This is a genomic window from Pseudomonas sp. GM48, assembly GCF_000282335.1.
In the GTDB taxonomy this organism is placed as follows: Bacteria; Pseudomonadota; Gammaproteobacteria; order Pseudomonadales; family Pseudomonadaceae; genus Aquipseudomonas.
Genome location: NZ_AKJM01000107.1, coordinates 1 through 15,753 on the forward strand (window position 1 = coordinate 1; position 15,753 = coordinate 15,753).

The following is a 15,753-nucleotide window of genomic DNA, read 5'->3' on the forward strand; positions in this document are numbered from 1 at the left end:
GATTGCGTTGTGGCTTAACTGATCGGCATTAGTCCTCAGGGGCTCCCGTTTTTTTTGTCCGCAATATCTCTCCTACACACCATAAATCCCCTGTGGGAGCGGGCTTGCTCGCGAAAGCGTCTTGGCAGTCAGTATTTGTTTTTCTGACACACCGCTTTCGCGAGCAAGCCCGCTCCCACAGTTGTCAGGCGGTGTTCTCGACAGCGGATCAAGCGGCAGAAAAGCGGCAGGCGGCGGAAAACCGTTGCCGCTTTTCTGGCATTGCCGCGTTGCCATGGCCGGTAAGGCCCCGGTTTCCGGGCTTTTTTGAATTGGCATGGGGCTTGCTATGTCGATCCTACGAAAAATCAGGTCACCCGAAGGTTTCCCGACATGAGCATCAGCTTCGATAAAGCGCTCGGTATCCACGAACAAGCCCTGGGCTTCCGCGCCCAGCGTGCCGAAGTCCTGGCCAACAACATCGCTAACGCCGATACCCCGAACTACAAGGCTCGGGATCTGGACTTCTCGAAGGTGCTCGCCGAGCAGAACGAGAAAACCAAAAACGGCACCTTCGCCTTGAACATGACCAACAGCCGTCATATCGAAGCCGAAGGCCTGGGTAATGGTGACGAGTCGTTGCTGTATCGCACGCCGATGCAACCGTCGATCGACCAGAACACCGTGGACGCTCAGCTGGAACAGTCGAACTACGCGGAAAACGCGATCGGCTTCCAGGCCAGCTTCACCCTGCTCAACAGCAAATTCAAAGGGCTGGTGTCAGCCCTGCGCGGAGAGTAAGCCATGTCTCTATCCAGTGTTTTCAACATTGCCGGTAGCGGCATGAGTGCGCAGACCACGCGTTTGAACACCGTCGCTTCGAACATCGCCAACGCCGAGACCGTCTCGTCGAGCATCGACCAGACCTACCGTGCGCGTCATCCGGTGTTCGCCACCATGTTCCAGGGCGGCCAGAGCGGCGGCAGCGACTCGCTGTTCCAGAGCCAGGACGCCGCCGGTCAGGGCGTGCAGGTGCTGGGTGTGGTCGAAGACCAGAGCAACCTCGAGGCGCGCTACGAGCCGAACCATCCGGCGGCCGATGCCAAGGGCTATGTCTACTACCCGAACGTCAACGTGGTGGAGGAAATGGCCGACATGATTTCCGCGAGCCGTTCGTTCCAGACCAACGCCGAAATGATGAACACCGCCAAAACCATGATGCAGAAAGTCCTGACCCTCGGTCAGTGATAAGGGGCGACTCAGATGAGTGTTACCGATTCCACCAGCGGTTTGAGCCTCAACGACATCCTGGCCAATTCCTCGATCAAGACCAACACCACGACGGATGGCCTCGCGTCGGCAACCGGCAGTGCCACCGGCAACAAGGCCCTGGGCAAGGATGCGTTCCTGCAGTTGCTGGTGACCCAGCTGAAAAACCAGAACCCGCTGGAGCCTCAGGACAACGGCGCGTTCGTGGCCCAGTTGGCACAGTTCAGTAGCCTGGAAGGCATCACCACGCTCAACGATACCGTGAGCGGCCTGGCCAGCAACTACAACTCGTCGCAGGCCTTGCAGGCGTCGTCGCTGGTGGGCCGTTCGGTGATCGCTCCGGGCGACAAGGCCGTGGTCGACACCACCAAGAGCCTCAGCGGCACAGTGGTCGTGCCGTCTTCGGTGGCGTCCGCCACCTTGAAGATCACCGACGCAGCCGGCAAGACCGTGCGCACCATCGACCTGGGCTCACAGAAGGCCGGCAACGCCAGCTTCATCTGGGACGGCAAGAACGATGCGGGTGAGACGGTACCTGCGGGCACCTACACCTTCGGCGCCACGAGCACCATCGATGGCAAGTCCGTCGCGTTGATCACCAACCTGCCAGCGACCGTCAACAGCGTGACCATCAGCCAGACCGGCGGTGAGTTGATGCTCAACCTGGCCGGGCTGGGCAGCGTTGCCCTGTCCAAAGTACAAACCATTGGTATGTAGAGCCGACTAACACGGCACAAAGGAGTGGATGATGTCTTTCAATATCGGCCTTAGCGGTCTCTATGCAGCCAACAAGCAACTGGACGTGACCGGCAACAACATCGCCAACGTCGCGACCACCGGTTTCAAATCGTCCCGTGCAGAATTCGAAGACGTGTACTCGGCGACTCGCCTGGGTACCGGCAGCAAGACCGTCGGCAACGGCGTGCGCCTGGCCAACGTTTCCCAGCAGTTCGGCCAGGGCGACGTGAACAATACCGGCAACGTGCTCGACATGGGTATCCAGGGCAACGGCTTCTTCGTCCTGAGCAACAACGGTTCGCTGACCTACACCCGTGCCGGTACGTTCAAGACCGACAAGGAAGGCTACGTCACCAACAGCGACGGTACTGCCCGCCTGCAAGGTTACGGTGTGGATTCCAACGGCAAGATCGTCAACGGCGTGCTGACCGACCTGCGCATCGACACCTCCAACCTGGCGCCGAAGTCCACCAGCACCGTGTCGTCGACGATCAACCTGAACTCCACCTCGGCGGTGATCGACCAGACGGTTGCGGCGAACAAGTTCGACCCGAGCAAGACCGAGACCTTTACCAAGTCGTTCAGTACCCCGATCTTCGATACTCAGGGTAACCAGCACACCATGGATCAATACATGGTCAAGACTGGCGCGAACACGTGGGACACCTACACCCTGATCGATGGTCGCAACCCGGATGGCAGCGATCCCAAAGTTACCGCTCCGGTTGCTTCGACCATGTCGTTCGACTCCACCGGCAAACTGACTACGGTCAGCACCCCCGTGACGCCGCCAACCACGCCACCGACTTCGGTGATCAGCAGTGACCTGAAGATCACCAACTGGACTCCGGGCTCCGTGACCGGTGGCGTCTGGACAGCCAACGGCGCCGCTGCCGATCCGGCTGGTTTGACCATCGCCATGGGCAACACCACCCAGTTCAACGCCGACACCGCGCGTTCGATTCCAGCACAGAACGGTTACGCCACTGGCCAGATCACCAACCTGACCATCGACGGCAGCGGTGTTCTGCTGGCCAACTTCAGCAACAACCAGACCAAGCCCATCGGCCAGATTTCCCTGGCCAGCTTCACCAATGAGCAAGGTCTGCAGCCGGTAGGCGGCACCAGCTGGAAAGAAACCTACGCGTCGGGCATTCCAGGCTACGATGCGCCGGAGACTGGCACCCTGGGTTCGATCGTTTCCAACTCCCTGGAAGAGTCCAACGTCAACCTGACCAACGAACTGGTCGACCTGATCAAGGCGCAGAGCAACTACCAGGCGAACGCCAAGACCATCTCCACCCAGAGCACCATCATGCAGACCATCATTCAGATGACCTGATGCTGGAAAGTGCTGTGCAAGGAGCCCCTCGAGAGAGGGGCTTTTTTGTGGCCTGAGGTTTTGTGTTGGTGGTGATGGCCTCTTCGCGGGCAAGCCCGCTCCCACAGTTGATCGTGTTTATCTGGAAAGACTCGGTCCCCTGTGGGAGCGGGCTTGCCCGCGAAAGCGTCAGATCAGTCACCGCTTTCCTTGAGGCAAAAGAAAACCCCCGACCCGCCAGAGGCTGATCGGGGGTTTTTAGTAAGCGCCTCTCGGTGCTTACCGGCTCAGCTTATTGGCAAGCTTCGCAATCCGGCTCGTCGATGGCGCAAGCCTTCGGCACTGGAGCAGGGCCGGCAGGCGCTGCCAGGACAGAGTCGTCACCGTGGTTGCCGCCGCTGGAAACAGCGTTCAGCTTGCCGGTGTTGATGGTCGACTTCTCGGTGCTGGTCGCAGCCAGGGCACGGAGGTAGTAAGTAGTTTTCAGGCCACGGTACCAGGCCATGCGGTAGGTCACGTCCAGTTTCTTGCCCGAAGCGCCAGCGATGTACAGGTTCAGCGATTGAGCCTGGTCGATCCACTTCTGACGACGGCTGGCCGCGTCGACGATCCACTTGGTGTCCACTTCGAAGGCAGTCGCGTAGAGCTCTTTGAGTTCTTGCGGGATGCGCTCGATCTGCTGCACCGAACCGTCGTAGTACTTCAGGTCGTTGATCATGACCGAGTCCCACAGACCGCGAGCCTTGAGGTCGCGAACCAGGTACGGGTTGATCACGGTGAATTCGCCCGACAGGTTCGATTTCACATACAGGTTCTGGTAGGTCGGTTCGATCGACTGCGATACGCCGGTGATGTTGGCGATGGTCGCGGTCGGTGCGATGGCCATGATGTTCGAGTTACGAATGCCTTTCTGTACACGGGCGCGAACCGGTGCCCAGTCCAGGGTTTCGTTCAGGTCGACATCGATGTACTTCTGGCCACGGGCCTCGATCAGGATCTGTTGCGAATCCAGCGGCAGGATGCCTTTGGACCACAGCGAGCCCTGGAACGTCTCGTACGAACCGCGCTCGTCGGCCAGGTCGCAGGAAGCCTGGATCGCGTAGTAGCTGACCGCTTCCATCGACTTGTCGGCGAACTCGACGGCTGCGTCGGAGCCGTAAGGGATGTGCTGCAGGTACAAAGCGTCCTGGAAGCCCATGATGCCCAGGCCGACCGGACGGTGCTTGAAGTTGGAGTTCTTCGCTTGCGGCACCGAGTAGTAGTTGATGTCGATCACGTTGTCGAGCATGCGCACGGCGGTGTTCACGGTGCGTTGCAGCTTGGCGGTGTCCAGCTTGCCGTCGACGATGTGGTTCGGCAGGTTGATCGAGCCCAGGTTGCAAACGGCGATCTCGTCCTTGTTGGTGTTCAAGGTGATCTCGGTGCACAGGTTCGAGCTGTGGACCACGCCGACGTGTTGCTGCGGGCTGCGCAGGTTGCACGGGTCCTTGAAGGTCAGCCATGGGTGGCCGGTTTCAAACAGCATGGACAGCATTTTGCGCCACAGGTCTTTGGCCTGGATGGTCTTGAACAGCTTGACCTTGCCCGGGTACTCGGTCAGGGCTTCGTAGTACTCGTAGCGCTCTTCGAAGGCCTTGCCGGTCAGGTCGTGCAGGTCCGGTACTTCAGACGGCGAGAACAGGGTCCACTTGCCGTCATCGAAGACACGCTTCATGAACAGGTCAGGGATCCAGTTGGCGGTGTTCATGTCGTGGGTACGACGACGGTCATCACCGGTGTTCTTGCGCAGCTCGATGAACTCTTCGATGTCCATGTGCCAGGTTTCCAGGTAGGCACACACAGCGCCTTTGCGCTTGCCACCCTGGTTAACGGCAACGGCGGTGTCATTCACTACTTTCAGGAACGGAACCACACCCTGGGATTTGCCGTTGGTGCCCTTGATGTACGAACCCAGCGCACGAACCGGCGTCCAGTCGTTGCCCAGGCCGCCAGCGAATTTCGACAGCATGGCGTTGTCGTGGATCGCGTGGTAGATGCCCGACAGGTCATCCGGCACGGTGGTCAGGTAGCAGCTCGACAGCTGTGGACGCAGGGTACCGGCGTTGAACAGGGTCGGGGTCGAAGCCATGTAGTCGAAGGACGACAACAGGTTGTAGAACTCGATGGCACGGGCTTCGCGCTCTTTCTCTTCGATCGCCAGGCCCATGGCCACGCGCATGAAGAAGATCTGCGGCAGTTCGAAACGCACGCCATCCTTGTGGATGAAGTAACGGTCGTACAGGGTTTGCAGGCCCAGGTAGGTGAACTGCTGGTCGCGCTCGTGGTTGATCGCCTTGCCCAGTTTTTCCAGGTCGAAGGAGGCCAGCTCAGGGTTCAGCAGCTCGTATTCGATACCCTTGGCGATGTAGGCCGGCAGCGCCTTGGCGTACAGGTCGACCATTTCGTGGTGAGTGGCGCTCTCGGCAACACCGAGGAAGCCCAGGCCTTCGGCACGCAGGGTGTCCATCAGCAGGCGGGCGGTCACGAACGAGTAGTTCGGCTCGCGTTCAACCAGGGTACGGGCAGTCATCACCAGGGCGGTGTTGACATCGGTCAGGGCCACGCCGTCGTACAGGTTCTTCAGGGTTTCGCGCTGGATCAGGTCGCCGTCGACTTCTTCCAGGCCTTCGCATGCTTCGGTGACGATGGTGTTCAGGCGGCCCATGTCCAGCGGCGCCAGGCTGCCGTCGGCACGGGTGATGCGGATCGACGGGTGAGCATTGACCGCTTCGTCGGCCGGTGCACGCACGGCGCGCTCCTTGGAACGGGCGTCACGGTAGATCACGTAGTCGCGAGCCACTTTCTGCTCGCCGGCACGCATCAGGGCCAGTTCGACCTGGTCCTGGATTTCCTCGATGTGGATGGTGCCGCCCGATGGCATGCGACGCTTGAAGGTCGCGGTGACCTGTTCGGTCAGGCGGGCAACGGTGTCGTGGATTCGCGACGAGGCAGCAGCGGTGCCGCCTTCAACTGCGAGAAACGCTTTGGTGATGGCGACGGTGATTTTGTCATCGGTGTAGGGAACGACAGTGCCGTTACGCTTGATCACACGCAGTTGGCCAGGCGCGGTGGCGGACAGATCCGAATTCGAATCAGCGGCCTGCGGCAAGGTGCCCTGCGGGTTCTCGCGAGTTGTGTCGGTTTGCATGGGGGAGTGTCTCCACATTCTCTATGTTTGTTTGGGCACCATCACGGTGCCCACCGTTCCGTCCTGAAGCACTACAACCGGCGAGCGCCGGGCATAACAACTTCGGGACAGGAGGAAGGGGGCTTTATCGGGCGCCGCTTCCATGCCGAAGTCTTTGGTCTCACGCCTTGGGCCTGAAACCGGGGTCCGTTATAGGTGACAGTTGGGACTGCAACACCCGTACCGTTTTCACCACTCGGGGCCGAAATACAGTAGCCATCCGCACGCGCGGTTTGGACTTTCGAAAATACGTTTGGCTCAACCGGACAGAGGCAATAAAAGCGCTTGAAATTGGTGTCTGGTTTGTGTTTGGTTTTTCGCGCAAAACCCTATATCTAGGGTTTTTTTAGCGCCGGGCTACAAGATAATGCGTTTTGGGGGGCGATTGCAACGTACTGCCTGTGGATAAACCTGTGCGTAAATTGTGTGTGAAAGAGGGAACCGGCGTGTAGGCCGCGACGCAGCTGGACCGGACCTTTTTTCAGCGATTTTCTACGATCGAAAACGCTCGGGCGGATTTTTAAGGGCGCGAACCCTATCACAAAAAACCGTGTTGTCCGAACGCATTTACCCGCTTGTGTTCTCGACGGGCGGCGTTTATACAATCGGCCCAGCGTGTATACCTATTTGTCCCCCCGAACCATTACAAAAAGACGGGTGGATCCTTCCTTATTAGTGTTTTTGGCAAGCAGAGGTCACCCGTGGAGCAAGAAGCCTGGCAGGTATTGATTGTGGAGGACGACCAGCGACTGGCCGAACTGACCCGCGATTACCTGGAAGCCAATGGCCTGCGTGTATCGATCGAAGGGGATGGTGCGCTCGCTGCGAACCGCATCATCAAGGAACAACCGGACCTGGTGATTCTCGACCTGATGCTTCCCGGTGAAGACGGCCTGAGCATTTGCCGCAAGGTCCGCGCCCGCTATGACGGCCCGATCCTGATGCTCACCGCCCGCACCGACGACACCGACCAGATTCTCGGCCTGGACCTGGGTGCCGATGACTACGTGTGCAAGCCGGTGCGCCCGCGCCTGCTGCTGGCGCGCATCCAGGCCCTGCTGCGTCGTAGCGAAACGCCCGAGGTCGCCCCGGAAAAACAGCGGCGTCTGCAGTTCGGCCCGCTGATCGTCGACAACGCCTTGCGCGAAGCCTGGCTGCAGGGCAATGGCATCGAGCTGACCAGTGCCGAATTCGACTTACTCTGGCTGCTGGTGGCCAATGCCGGGCGCATCCTGTCCCGGGAAGAGATCTTCACCGCGCTGCGGGGCATCGGTTATGACGGTCAGGACCGCTCCATCGATGTGCGCATCTCGCGCATTCGCCCGAAGATCGGCGATGACCCGGAGCATCCACGGCTGATCAAGACCGTGCGCAGCAAAGGCTATCTGTTCGTTCCCGAGGCTTGCGTAGACCAGCCCCTGTGAACTCGATCTTCCTGCGTATCTATGGCGGCATGTGCGCCGCGCTGATTCTGGTGGCGGTGCTCGGTGTGCTGGCGTTGCACCTGCTCAATCAGGTGCGCAGCGAGCAATACCGCGAGCGCCTGGCCCACGGCACGTTTTCGCTGATGGCCGATAACCTGCAACCGATGAACCCGACCGAACGCCACCGGGCCTTGCTGGTGTGGGAGCGGCTGCTGGGCATTCCGCTGGCGTTGAAAACCTTTGCCGAGACTGACCTTGACCTTACCCAGCGCACTCGTGTGTTGCGCGGCCAGGCATTGGTGGAGCAGACCGGGCCGCACGCGGCGAAGGTCTACAAACTGGTCAGCGACAAGGAGCAGTTGATGCTCACCGGGGAAGTGCAGCAGATCAGCGAACAACTGGCCCGGGCGACCATCTACCTGTTGACCGATGAACTTGTGCGGACCCCGGTAGCCGAGCAGCCCTTGCGCCTGGCGCAATTGAAGGAAAGCAAGGGCTTCGGCTTCGACCTGCGGCTGGTCACGGTTGACGAGGCGGGCATGGACGACGACCAGAGCCGCCGGGTGTCCGAGGGTGACACCGTGATGGCGCTGGGCAAGGAGGGTGATTCGATCCGGGTGTTTGCCGGCATGGTCGGCACGCCGTGGGTCCTGGAAATCGGCCCGTTGTACCAGATGAATCCTTATCCGCCGGAGTGGCTGGTGTTGATTGCCGCGCTGGGCCTGACGCTGATCGGTTTGATCGTCTATCTGCTGGTGCGCCAGCTGGAGCGACGCTTGCGTGGCCTCGAAGCTGCCGCCACGCGCATTGCCAAGGGTAGCCTGGAAACCCGCGTGCCAGCGCGCGGCGCGGACTCGGTGGGACGGCTGGCCTCGGCATTCAACGGCATGGCCGAGCACTTGCAACAGTTGCTGGCGATCCAGCGCGAACTGGTGCGCGCGGTGTCCCACGAATTGCGCACGCCGGTGGCGCGCTTGCGCTTCGGCCTGGAGATGATCGGCTCGGCCACCACGCCGCAAACCCTGGAAAAATACTGCCAGGGCATGGACCACGACATCGAAGACCTCGATCGGCTGGTGGACGAGATGCTGACCTACGCGCGGCTGGAGCAGGGCTCGCCGGCGCTGAATTTCCAGCGGATCGATCTGGATGCCTTGGTCAATCAAGTGATTGAAGAGCTGGCGCCGTTGCGCGCCGACGTCACGGTACAGCGGGGTTTGTGCCTGTCGGCCGCCGATAACGACGATGCCTGGGTCGAGGCCGAGCCGCGTTATCTGCACCGGGCGATCCAGAATCTGGTGACTAATGCCATGCGCCATGCGCAATCACGGGTGACCATCAGCTATCAGGTGGGGCAGCAGCGTTGCCGGGTGGATATCGAGGATGACGGGCCGGGTGTGCCGGAGTCGGCGTGGGAGAAGATCTTCACGCCGTTCCTGCGCCTCGACGACAGCCGTACCCGCGCATCGGGCGGGCATGGACTGGGGTTGTCGATCGTGCGGCGCATCATCTATTGGCACGACGGGCGTGCGTTGATCGGCAAGAGCAAGAGCCTGGGTGGGGCGTGTTTCAGTCTGAGTTGGCCGCGAAATCAGGAGAAGCGTTGAGATTTTTGGTGACTGTTCAACCGCTTTCGCGAGCAAGCCCGCTCCCACATTGGGCTTTGTGAGCACCACAGATCCAGTGTGGGAGCGGGCTTGCTCGCGAAGAGGCCCGGTCATGTGCCGAAATCTTCAGGCCTTGATGCTGACCAGACTCAACAACTGCCCGTCCTTGACCCCGAACTGCGCATCCAGCTCGGTGCCGCTGCGCCATTCGCTGGATAAATCCGTGAGCAGTCGCAACCGCACCTCACCCGACTCACGCCACTCCAGCACTTCGGCGTGTTCGAAGTAAAAGCGTTGCTGAACGATCGGATAGAGCGCCTTGAACAGGCTTTCCTTGACCGAGAACGTCAGGGTGACCAGCAGCGCCCGTTGATCGTGATCACCGGCCGCCAGGCGCTGTAGCTCCGGTGGGTTGAGGATTTCCCCGGCCAGGCGTTCGGCCCGTTCGGCATTGAGCAGGTTTTCCAGGTCCATGCCCAGGCCGCGCCAATGGCTTTTGTTCGCCACGATCGCTGCGGCCCGGCCGGTGCCGTGGGTGATCGAGCCGGTGATATGAGCGGGCCACACCGGTGCCCGGTCTTCACCGATGGCCGGAACCAAATTCAAACCTTCGAGCCGTTGTAACGCGGCCCTGGCACACACCCGCCCGGCAAGAAACTCCGCCTGCCGTTTGGCCACCGAGCGCTGGATGCTCGCCGGCGCCTCGACGGCGCTGCGCTGGAAATCATCGCTGGCCAGCCGGGCGCTATCGAAGTGAGTGCTCAGCAGGACCGTATCGGGCAGCACAAATGGCAGCGGCCAATGGTCATCGAGGGGTGTACAGCAGACGGGCAGGGCGGGGGTGGAGTTCATGTCGGGCATTTTGCCGTTAAGCAGCAAGACTGGGTAGTAGCCGATAGCTTTTGTGGCGAGGGAGCTTGCTGTGGCGAGGGGGCTTGCCCCCGTTCGGCTGCGAAGCAGTCGTAAATCCTGCAACCGCGCCCTATCTGGCCCAATGCGATTGCAGGTTTTGGGGTGGCTTCGCCACCCAACGGGGGCAAGCCCCCTCGCCACAGAGGGCGGTCTCAGCCAAAGATCTTTTTGAAGAAAGCCTGCATGTCCGCCCAGGATTTTTCATCCGCGGCCTTGTTGTAGCCAATGTCCGGTCCGCCATGATCGCCATGGCTCAACCGATCGGCATCCGGATTGGTGAACCCATGCTTGGCGCCATCGAGGCTGACGAATTCATAGTCGGCCCCGGCCTTGTCCATCTCGCTCTTGAAAGCCGTGATGTTTTCCGGGGTGACGATACTGTCCAGCGCCCCGTGCTCCACCAGGATCTTCGCCTTGACGCTGCCCGGCGTTGCCGGCGTATTGGTTGCCAGCGCGCCATGGAAACTCACCACGCCCGCCAGCGGCACACCCTGGCGCGCCGCGTTGAGTACCACGCCACCACCGAAGCAGTAGCCGATGGCGGCGATTTTGTTCGGGTTGGTTTGTGCCTGTTTCTTTAGCAAATCGAGCCCGGCGTTAAACCTCGCACTGCCCACGGCACTGTCTTTCGTCACAGCTTGCATAAAGGCCATGGCGTCTTTGGGGTGCTCGGTATTTTTGCCTTCGCCGTACATGTCGATGGCCAGGGCGCTGTAGCCCAGGCCGGCGAGATCCCGGGCGCGACGCTTGGCGTAGTCGTTCAGGCCCCAGAACTCATGTACCACCAAGACCCCGGGGCGCGGGCCTTTGATGGCATCGTCATAAGCGTAATAGCCGATCAATTTCGTGCCGTCGGCACTTTGGTAAGGGATTTCCTGGGTCTTGATGGCGGCCTGGCCGAGCCCGCTCAAGGCCAGTAGGAGGACGGCGAAGAACATGCGCATGGTCGGATCTCCTGTTGAAACGTGTCGAAACATTCGGGAGGGGGCGGTTCAGCCCAGGTTCAGAGTGCGTTCAGGGGGAGTTCAGGGCGTGGTGCGTAACCTTGCCCCGTACCCAAAAATCAAACAGCGCATAAGGAAACTCCCCAATGACTGGATTCAAAAAACTGCTACTGGCGTTCGCCGTTCTGGGCGCGAGCACCGCAGCCTTCGCGTCCAACGACAACTTCGCCAGCCTTACTCTTGGACAGACCAGCGACAAAGTCAAAAAGTCCCACGCCCTGAACGACAACCTCAATCACCCGAACGCCGACGGTGTGATCGGCAAAGACACCACCTGGGGTGTGCGTCTGGGCCAGCAGAATAGCCAGGGCCGTTACTACGCCACTTACGACAATGTGTCGGGCTCGCACAACGGCATTAAACTGCGTCAGGAAAACCTCCTGGGCAGCTACGATCTGTTCTACCCGGTGAGCAGCAGTACCAAATTGTTCGGCGGTGCCACCGCGGGCCTGACCAAACTGACGCAGGAATCGCCAGGCTTCAGCCGTGACAGCGATATCGGCTACGCCATCGGTGGCCAGGTGGGTGTGCTGCAACAGGTTTCGCAGAACACCTCGGTTGAACTGGGTTACCGTTACCTGCGCAGCAATGCCAGCACCGAGATGAGTGAGCGCGGAGGCAGCAAGCAGGGTTCGCTGGACCTGACCAGCAGCGCCCAGACTTACCTGTCCGCCAACTACGCTTTCTGACAAGGGCAGGCGCCAACGCGAAGCCTGTAGGAGCGAGCTTGCTCGCGAAAGCGGTGTGTCAGGCAACATCAATGTTGACTGTGCCGCCGTCTTCGCGAGCAAGCTCGCTCCTACAGTGACCGTTACCATGTTAGCTATTGAGGTGCGACGTTGTGCCTCTGGAGATGTTGATTTGCCCGGGAGAGCGTTATGAAACTGCTGGTTGTCGAAGATGAAGCGCTGTTGCGTCATCACCTGCAAACCCGCCTGACGGAGAGCGGCCACGTGGTCGAGTCCGTGGCCAACGCCGAGGAGGCGCTGTATCAGACCGCACAGTTCAATTTTGACCTGGCGGTGATCGACCTCGGTCTGCCGGGCATGAGCGGGCTCGACCTGATCCGTCAGTTGCGTTCAAGTGGCAAGACCTTCCCGATCCTGATCCTGACCGCGCGCGGCAACTGGCAGGACAAGGTCGAAGGCCTGGCCGCCGGGGCCGACGATTACGTGGTCAAACCGTTCCAGTTCGAAGAGCTGGACGCCCGTCTGAATGCCTTGCTGCGCCGCTCCAGCGGTTTTACCCAATCGACCATCGTTGCCGGTCCCTTGCTGCTGGACCTCAATCGCAAACAGGCGTCCCTCGATGAACAGCCGCTGGCGCTGACCGCGTACGAGTACCGCATCCTCGAATACCTGATGCGCCACCATCAGCAAGTAGTACCCAAGGACCGCTTGATGGAACAGCTCTACCCGGATGACGACGAGCGTGATCCGAATGTGATCGAGGTACTGGTCGGCCGGCTGCGGCGCAAACTGGAGGGGCCGGGCGGATTCAAGCCGATCGACACCGTGCGCGGCCTGGGCTACCTGTTCAATGAGCGTTGCACTTGATCCGTTCGCTGCGCATTCGCTTGATGCTCGCCGCCACGCTGTTGGCGGTGTTGTTCATGCTGGCGTTGCTGCCGGCGATGCAAGGGGCCTTCAGCCTGGCGCTGCAGGACTCCATCGAGCAGCGCCTGGCATCGGACGTGACCACGCTGATCTCTGCCGCCCGGGTGGAGAACAACAGCCTGCAGATGCCGGCGCAATTGCCCGACGAACGCTTCAACCTCACCGACAGCCGATTGCTCGGCTACATCTATGACCGTGAGGGGCACCAGGTCTGGCGTTCGAAGGCAACCCAGGAAGAACACATCAATTACACGCCGCGCTACGACGGGCGTGGCAGCGAGTTCGCGCGGATCCGCGAAGCCAATGGCCAGGAGTTCTTCGTCTACGACGTCGAGGTCAAGTTGCTCGGCGGTAAAAGTGCAGCGTTCAGCATCGTGGCGCTGCAACCGGTTCGCGAGTACGAACTGACCCTCGAAGGCCTGCGGGAAAATCTTTACCTGGGTTTTGGCGCGGCACTGTTGGTGTTGCTGGCATTGCTGTGGATCGGTCTGACCTGGGGCTTGCAGGCATTGCGGCGCCTGAGCCAGGAACTGGACCAGATCGAAGGTGGCACCCGCGAAAGCCTCAGCGAAGAACATCCCCGGGAATTGCTGCGCCTGACCGGTTCCCTCAACCGTTTGCTGCACAGTGAGCGTGAGCAGCGCAGTCGCTACCGCGATTCCCTCGATGACCTGGCCCATAGCCTGAAAACGCCGCTGGCGGTGTTGCAAGGCGTCAGTGAAGACATGGCCCAGCGGCCGGAGGATCGCGATCAGGCCAGGGTGCTGCAAACCCAGATCGAACGCATGAGCCAGCAGATCAGCTACCAGTTGCAGCGCGCCAGCCTGCGCAAAAGCGGTCTGGTGCGTCATCAGGTGCGCTTGCGGCCGGTACTGAAAAGCCTGTGCGATACCCTGGACAAGGTCTATCGCGACAAGCGCGTGCATGTTGCCTTCGACCTGCCCGACCCGTGCTACGTACCGATCGAGCAGGGCGCTCTATTGGAGATGCTGGGCAACCTGTTGGAAAACGCCTATCGCCTGTGCCTTGGCGAAATACGCATTAGCGTGCGCGAAACCCTCGGCGGCACCGAGTTGTGTGTCGAGGACGACGGCCCCGGCGTACCACAGGATCAGCGCGCACGGATTCTCGAGCGCGGCGAGCGCCTGGACCGCCAGCACCCGGGGCAGGGCATCGGCCTGGCGGTGGTCAAGGACATCATCGAAAGCTACAGCGCCCAGCTGACGCTGGGGGATTCGCCAATGGGCGGGGCGGCGTTCCGGATTCACTTCCCGGTGGTTTAACCGGGAGATTGATAGTGCATCTACTGGCCCATTCGCGAGCAAGCCCGCTCCCACATTTGGCCGCGTACGCGAGGTAAATGCGGTCCCCTGTGGGAGCGGGCTTGCTCGCGAAGAGGCCAGTGAATATTTCAAAAAAATCGGCCTTGGGAATCAGTTCTCCTGCGCCCGATAAGCCCCCGGTGTCAGCCCGGTCCATTTCTTGAACGCCCGGTGAAACGCCGAAGGCTCGGAAAACCCCAGTTGCTCGGCGATCTGTTGCAACGACAGGTCAGCGCGACTCAGGTGATAAATCGCGATGTCCCGGCGCAGTTGGTCCTTCAATTCCTGAAAACTCGAACCCTCTTCCCGCAGATGCCGGCGCAAGGTTTGCGGGCTGATGTGCAAGTGGGTGGCCACGGCTTCCAGGTCGGGCCAGCGTGCACTGTCGCGGCTGAGCAAGCGCCGCAAGCGGCTGCTCAAACTGTCGCCTTCGTCCGGGCGCGAGAGCAGGTCGGCGGGGGAACGTTCGAGGAAATGCTTGAGGGTGCGTTCGTCCTGCAACAGCGGCATGGCCAGGTAGCGGCTGTGAAACAACAGGCTGCTCTGGGTCCTGGAAAACTCAAGCGGACAGGAAAACAGCAGGTCGTACTCGGCGCCGTGTTCGGGCCTGGGGTAGCTGAACGTGGCCTGCTCCAGGCGAATGCGCTGGCCGATCAGCCAACTGCCGAATCGATGCCAGATCACCAACAGAGCCTCGCTCAGAAAGTGGTCCGGGTCCCAAAGTTGCGCGTCGTCCAGGCTCAGGCGGACCCATTCATCCTCGCGGCTCAGGGTCAAACGCGGAGCCCCGGGGAATAGGCTATAAAACAATAAGCCGCGATTGAGTGCCTTATCCAGATTGCGGCAGTGGATCACGGCATGACACATCATCGCGAAGCTACCCGGTTTGCTCGGGGCTTGCCCAAAACCCAGGTACTCGTCGTCCAGTGCCAGCCATAAGGCCTGAATCAGTTGGGTGAACTGCTCCGGAGCGATGCGCGCCCGCGGCTCGTCCAGCAATTCGGGGCTGATTCCCAATTGCTGGAGCAGGCCCGAATAGTCGTAGCCGTGCCGACGCGCACCTCCAAGGGCGGCGCGGGCGAAATGACTGGCGATGGTGCGTTCGCGCATGGCAGCAGTTCTGACCGTTGAACGACGGATGGTAGCTGCGCACTGCGGGCATGAACAGGGCGGATATCCGCCAATTAGCAGGACGACTTTTAGTAGAAGGGCGGAAATCCGCCACACCGTTGTAACTGCCCGCTGACAGGGAGTTTGCTGCAACCCTTGGTATCAAAAGGCTTGCAGGGTTTTTACGGAAAGTGGCACGGGCCTTGCGATACAACGAGCAGATGC

13 protein-coding genes are annotated in these 15,753 nt (G+C 60.6%); 9 read left to right on the forward strand and 4 right to left on the reverse strand.

The window, feature by feature from the left end; genetic code table 11:
• The first annotated feature begins 372 nt into the window (after nucleotides 1–372).
• Genes flgB through flgE form a run of 4 tightly spaced genes read left to right on the forward strand, consistent with a single transcriptional unit; the run spans nucleotide 373 to nucleotide 3,328 of the window.
• Entirely contained in the window at nucleotides 373–780 is a 408-nt protein-coding gene (flgB, locus tag PMI28_RS10340) for a flagellar basal body rod protein FlgB (protein ID WP_007988729.1), read from the forward strand.
• A 3-nt stretch (nucleotides 781–783) separates the two neighbouring features.
• Entirely contained in the window at nucleotides 784–1,227 is a 444-nt protein-coding gene (gene flgC / locus PMI28_RS10335) for a flagellar basal body rod protein FlgC (protein WP_007980123.1), read from the forward strand.
• 15 nt (nucleotides 1,228–1,242) lie between these two features.
• A complete protein-coding gene (gene flgD / locus PMI28_RS10330) occupies nucleotides 1,243–1,965 on the forward strand; it encodes a flagellar hook assembly protein FlgD (protein WP_007988730.1) in 723 nt (240 codons plus the stop codon).
• Between the two features lie 31 nt (nucleotides 1,966–1,996).
• Nucleotides 1,997–3,328 (forward strand): flagellar hook protein FlgE, encoded by a 1,332-nt coding sequence (gene flgE, locus PMI28_RS10325; protein WP_007988731.1) that lies wholly within the window; start codon nucleotides 1,997–1,999, stop codon nucleotides 3,326–3,328.
• 271 nt (nucleotides 3,329–3,599) lie between these two features.
• On the opposite strand, the gene PMI28_RS10320 is transcribed toward flgE, so the two are convergent.
• Nucleotides 3,600–6,494, reverse strand: a complete 2,895-nt coding sequence (locus tag PMI28_RS10320; protein WP_007988732.1) for a ribonucleoside-diphosphate reductase subunit alpha — start codon at nucleotides 6,492–6,494, stop codon at nucleotides 3,600–3,602.
• Nucleotides 6,495–7,234: 740 nt separating this feature from the next.
• Here PMI28_RS10320 and PMI28_RS10315 point away from each other — a divergent pair.
• Nucleotides 7,235–7,957 (forward strand): response regulator, encoded by a 723-nt coding sequence (locus tag PMI28_RS10315; RefSeq protein WP_007988733.1) that lies wholly within the window; start codon nucleotides 7,235–7,237, stop codon nucleotides 7,955–7,957.
• A complete protein-coding gene (locus PMI28_RS10310) occupies nucleotides 7,954–9,564 on the forward strand; it encodes an ATP-binding protein (RefSeq protein WP_007988734.1) in 1,611 nt (536 codons plus the stop codon). Before PMI28_RS10315 ends, PMI28_RS10310 begins: the two co-directional genes overlap by 4 nt.
• 126 nt (nucleotides 9,565–9,690) lie before the next feature.
• Here the strand turns inward: PMI28_RS10310 and PMI28_RS10305 are convergent, their stop codons facing one another.
• Nucleotides 9,691–10,416, reverse strand: coding sequence for a 4'-phosphopantetheinyl transferase family protein (locus tag PMI28_RS10305; RefSeq protein WP_202949529.1), 726 nt, complete (start codon nucleotides 10,414–10,416; stop codon nucleotides 9,691–9,693).
• A 212-nt stretch (nucleotides 10,417–10,628) separates the two neighbouring features.
• On the reverse strand, nucleotides 10,629–11,420 hold the full coding sequence (locus PMI28_RS10300) for a dienelactone hydrolase family protein (protein ID WP_007988737.1): 792 nt from the start codon (nucleotides 11,418–11,420) through the stop codon (nucleotides 10,629–10,631).
• A gap of 146 nt (nucleotides 11,421–11,566) precedes the next feature.
• Between PMI28_RS10300 and PMI28_RS10295 the strand changes: the two genes are divergently transcribed.
• The 3 genes from PMI28_RS10295 to PMI28_RS10285 all read left to right on the forward strand — a co-directional run bounded on the left by PMI28_RS10295 (nucleotide 11,567) and on the right by PMI28_RS10285 (nucleotide 14,379).
• Nucleotides 11,567–12,169 (forward strand): membrane protein, encoded by a 603-nt coding sequence (locus PMI28_RS10295; RefSeq protein ID WP_007988738.1) that lies wholly within the window; start codon nucleotides 11,567–11,569, stop codon nucleotides 12,167–12,169.
• 189 nt (nucleotides 12,170–12,358) lie between these two features.
• The gene (locus PMI28_RS10290) at nucleotides 12,359–13,036 is read left to right on the forward strand and encodes a response regulator transcription factor (RefSeq protein ID WP_007988739.1); all 678 of its coding nucleotides are present in this window, start codon (nucleotides 12,359–12,361) and stop codon (nucleotides 13,034–13,036) included.
• Nucleotides 13,033–14,379, forward strand: a complete 1,347-nt coding sequence (locus PMI28_RS10285) for an ATP-binding protein (protein ID WP_007988741.1) — start codon at nucleotides 13,033–13,035, stop codon at nucleotides 14,377–14,379. The genes PMI28_RS10290 and PMI28_RS10285 overlap by 4 nt, the downstream gene beginning before the upstream one ends.
• Before the next feature lie 150 nt (nucleotides 14,380–14,529).
• Here the strand turns inward: PMI28_RS10285 and PMI28_RS10280 are convergent, their stop codons facing one another.
• Nucleotides 14,530–15,528, reverse strand: a complete 999-nt coding sequence (locus PMI28_RS10280; protein ID WP_007988743.1) for an AraC family transcriptional regulator — start codon at nucleotides 15,526–15,528, stop codon at nucleotides 14,530–14,532.
• Nucleotides 15,529–15,753 lie beyond the last annotated feature (225 nt).